4 protein-coding genes are annotated in these 3,403 nt (G+C 70.7%); all 4 read right to left on the reverse strand.

What is annotated here, in order from left to right; translation table 11 throughout:
* On the reverse strand, positions 1-1,177 hold a 1,177-nt coding region (locus tag VFO68_RS04075; RefSeq protein WP_414635452.1), incomplete at its 3' end, for an MFS transporter.
* 50 nt (positions 1,178-1,227) lie between these two features.
* The gene (locus tag VFO68_RS04080; protein WP_325156780.1) at positions 1,228-2,301 is read right to left on the reverse strand and encodes a PLP-dependent cysteine synthase family protein; all 1,074 of its coding nucleotides are present in this window, start codon (positions 2,299-2,301) and stop codon (positions 1,228-1,230) included.
* A 70-nt stretch (positions 2,302-2,371) separates the two neighbouring features.
* The gene (locus VFO68_RS04085) at positions 2,372-2,764 is read right to left on the reverse strand and encodes a hypothetical protein (RefSeq protein ID WP_325156781.1); all 393 of its coding nucleotides are present in this window, start codon (positions 2,762-2,764) and stop codon (positions 2,372-2,374) included.
* A gap of 137 nt (positions 2,765-2,901) precedes the next feature.
* Positions 2,902-3,403 (reverse strand): HAD-IC family P-type ATPase (locus VFO68_RS04090; protein WP_325156782.1); only part of this gene is annotated, 502 nt, incomplete at its 5' end.

A 3,403-nucleotide genomic window follows, 5' to 3' on the forward strand; every position in this document is an offset into this window, starting at 1 on the left:
GAACGCTCGCACCCACTCGGCTCGTTTCCGTTCGGTCGAGCAGGTGCAGCCCGAGCGCGCACAGGGCGCCGAGCAGGGTGAGGCCCGCCCATGGCAGCTGCGGCCACCCGGCGTCGCGGGCCACGTCGAACACGGTGCCGGTGGACAGGTTTCCGAGCAGGATTCCGATTCCGACCACGGTGTTGTAGAAGCCGTAGTGGGTGGCCACCAGGCGCTCACCGGATAGCCGCACGATCGTGTCCATCTCGAACGGGTAGACGGCCACGGTGCCCAATGCCAGCAGCGTGGCGGCCAGCAGGAGGGCGGCCACGCCGCCGGCGCCGCGGCCGGCGGCGAGCAGCGGGGGCAGGAACGCCGCGGCGATCAGGGCCATCCCGACCGTCAGGCACCGCCCGGGATCCCACCGGCGATGCAGCCACGCCGTGACCCGCAGCTGACCAGCCACGGCCACCGCACCCGACACCGCGAACAGGACGGTCACCAGCACGGTCGCGGCGCTCTGTGATCCGGCCACCACCCGGGCGTGCAGCGGCAGGGCCAGGTAGACCTGGAACGACAGCACGTAGAAACCGATCATGACCAGGGAAAACAGTAGGAACGGGCGGTTGGTCGCGACGATTCGCCAGTCCTGCCCCAGCGACCCTCCGCGCCGGTCGTGCACCCGGGTCGGCAGTGCGCGGATCTGGAGCACCGCGAGGCCGGCGAACACGGCGGCGGCCACCAGGCAGGTGAGCCGGAAGTCGGTCGCGGTCAGGGCGAGTCCGATGAGCGGGCCGAGCAGGATTCCGGCCTGGTAGAAGACGTTGAACACGGCGAAGGCTTCAATCCGGCGTCCCCCGGCGTCCGCGGCCAGGTAGGCCCGCACCGCCGGGTTGAACAGTGCCCCGGCGAACCCGGTCGCCGCGGACGCGATCACCAGCGCGGGCACCGACTCGACGACGGCGAGCAGGGCGAAGCCGGCGGTGCGCAGCACGCATCCGGCGACGATCAGGGGTTTGTAGCCGAGCCGGTCGGCCAGCGTGCCGCCGATGAGGAACATGCCCTGCTGGGAGAAGTTGCGGATTCCGAGCACCAGCCCGATCGCCCAGCCGGCCAGGGCCAGCGGGCCGGCCAGGTAGCCGGCCAGGTAGGGCATGAGCATGTAGAAGCCGACGTTGATGGTGAACTGGTTGACCATCAACAACTGGCTGGGCCGGTCGAACGAGCGGAACTGGGTCAGGACCTGTTTCACCGGCCGGCCCCCACGGGAGTGGTCACCGTGGTGCACCGGGTCCAGCGATCCACCACCCGTGCCGAGGCATGGGGGATGGTGTCAGGTTCGATCGGTGGCGCGACGTCCAACAAGCCGTGTGTGCGGCAGTATTCGTCGTTGTAGACCGTGTCGAAGTAGCGGTGCGGCCCGTCGGGGAACACGGCCGCGATCCGCAGGCCAGGGTGGTAGGCGCGGGCCGCCCAGGCGGCGACGAGGGCCACCGCGCCCACGCTCCATCCGCCGGTGGCGTGGTGGGTGGCCGCGAGCCGGCGGCAGGCCCAGACCGCCTCCGCCGGCGCCACCCAGTGGATCTCGTCGAACGCGTCGTAGTCGACGTTGCGGGGGTAGATGCTGGAGCCCAGGCCGCGCATCAACCGGGTTCGTGCCGGCTGTCCGAAGATCGTCGAGCCGACCGCGTCCACCCCGATCAACCGCAGGGCCGGGAAGAACTCGCGCAGTGTCCGGGAGACTCCGGCCGAGTGTCCGCCGGTGCCGACCGAACAGACCAGCACGTCGATGCGGCCGAGTTGGGTGACCAGTTCGAGGGTCAGGGCGGCGTAGGCGGCCACGTTGTCCGGGTTGTGATACTGGTCCGGGCACCAGGCGCCGGGGTGGCGGGCCAGCAGATCCTCGACCCGGTCGCGGCGCGCCTGCTGCCAGCCGCCGCTGGGATGCGGATCGGAGACCAGTTCGACGCGTGCCCGGTGGGCGGCCAGCATCCGCCGCACGATCGGTTCCATGCCGGGGTCGGTGACCACCGTGATCGGGTGGCCGTAGACGATCCCGGCCAGGGCCAGGCCCAGGCCCAGGGTGCCGCTGGTGGACTCGACGATCATCGCGCCGGGGGCGAGTTCGCCCCGGTCGCGTGCGGTGGCCACCATGTGCAGGGCGGGCCGGTCCTTCATACCGCCGGGGTTGAAGCCCTCAAGCTTGGCCCAGAAGCCGCGGCCGGCCGCGACGAACGGCTCGCCGATCCAGAGGACCGGCGTGTTGCCGACCGCACCGGCTGGTGAGCGGCCCGAAATGGGCGTGGTGAGCTGTGCGTTCATGCCTGTGGATCTCTCGGTTTCGTGCGCCACGGCAGCGGCGCAGGTTGACGGGGGCCTGACAGGTGCCGGGTCAGGACCGCGCCACGCAGAGATCGGCCAACAGGATTCGTCCCGGGCGCCATCGATGTCGCCCGTGCTGGGGGCTTTCGGTGCGACCGATGGTGGCCGCGACGGCAGCCCACGCGCCGGGTTTGGCGGTCGGGAGGACCACGAGGCCAGCGACACCGCGGGACACCGCATAGGTCCGGTCCGCGCGGACGTCGGACCCGCGCTGGTGGTGAGTGCCGCATCCGTGCTCGTCCGCGGATGCCTCGGACACGGACTCGGTGTGCCGGTGCTCCGTGTGATGGCTGGTGGGGCACAGGGTGTGCTGCGATACCAGGAAAGAGACCAGCACCAGCGCCGCCACCGTGACCCCCACGGTGCGGTAATGCGTCCACTGTGGCCGGATCAACATCGCCACGGACCGTACCACTGAGCGGAGCCGGGCATGCACACACCGTGCTCGCCCGTTCGAGTGATACCGGTCGACTATCGACGATAGTAATGAGGCTGCCCGGTTGGCACGACCACAGGACCTTCCCGCCGGCGAAGGTGAGCTCACCTATCGCCGGCGTTGGCGCTGCGGAAACGGCGCAGCCGCAGGCTGTTGGTGACCACGAACACCGAGGAGAAGGCCATCGCGGCGCCAGCGATCATCGGGTTGAGCAGGCCGAGCGCGGCCAGCGGGAGGGCGGCGACGTTGTAGGCGAACGCCCAGAACAGGTTGCCCTTGATCGTGGCGAGGGTGCGGCGGGACAGCCGGATGGCGTCGGCCGCGGCGCGCAGGTCGCCGCGGACGAGCGTGAGGTCGCTGGCTTCGATGGCGACGTCTGTGCCGGTGCCCATCGCCAGACCGAGGTCGGCCTGGGCGAGAGCGGCGGCGTCGTTGACGCCGTCGCCGACCATGGCGACGACTCGTCCCTCGTCCTGCAGGCGACGGATCACGTCGACCTTCTCGGCGGGGAGCACCTCGGCGATGACCTCGTCGATGCCGACCTTGGCGGCGACGGCCCGGGCTGCACGCTCGTTGTCGCCGGTCAGCAGTACCGGTCGCAGGCCG

This window comes from Actinophytocola sp., from assembly GCF_035712165.1.
In the GTDB taxonomy this organism is placed as follows: domain Bacteria; phylum Actinomycetota; class Actinomycetes; order Mycobacteriales; family Pseudonocardiaceae; genus DASYTH01.

Bases quoted from the DNA above. Each gene is read 5' to 3' on its own strand.
- VFO68_RS04080 (WP_325156780.1), bottom strand. From the start codon at position 2,301: ATGAACGCACAGCTCACCACGCCCATTTCGGGCCGCTCACCAGCCGGT.